The following is a 521-nucleotide window of genomic DNA, read 5'->3' on the forward strand; positions in this document are numbered from 1 at the left end:
CGCGTATCGAACAGCGCCGGTCCGTTGACCGCCTTGCTGGCGTTGAGCAGGCCCCAGCCGTAGGTGGCCGGATCGTGCATGTCGGTCGCCGTCGACAGGATGGTCTGGCGGATCAGGTCGGCGTTCATCCAGGGATAGGCCTGCTGCACCAGCACCGCGGCGCCGGTCACCGCCGGCGCCGCGAAGGAGGTGCCGAAGACCCGGGCGCCGCTGACGCTGGAGATGAAATCGCCGGCTGCGGCCAGGCACCAGTTGGCGGCCACGCCGCAGCGGTTGGCGTAGCTGGAGATGACGCCCGGCACCGTATCGCTGGCGCTATAGCCGTTGCTGCCGCCGGCGGCGTTGACCGCGGTCACCGCCAGCCAGCCGCTTTGCAGGTCGCCGAACAGCGACGGCAGGCTGGCGTTCAGGTTCGGCTGCGCCCCGCCGTCATTGCCGGTGGACCAGACGAACAGCCCTTTCTGGGCCACATAAGGGTGGTACAGGTTGTACAGGGCCAGCGCCTGGGCCACCGAGGCGCC

1 protein-coding gene is annotated in these 521 nt (G+C 69.9%); it reads right to left on the reverse strand.

Annotation, left to right across the window (positions count from 1 at the left end; all coding sequences use genetic code 11):
* Positions 1 to 521 (reverse strand): S8 family serine peptidase (locus tag AC07RZ_RS24190; RefSeq protein ID WP_494669880.1); only part of this gene is annotated, 521 nt, incomplete at both ends.

The sequence above is a fragment of the Collimonas sp. GW821-FHT07E08 genome (genome assembly GCF_059418905.1).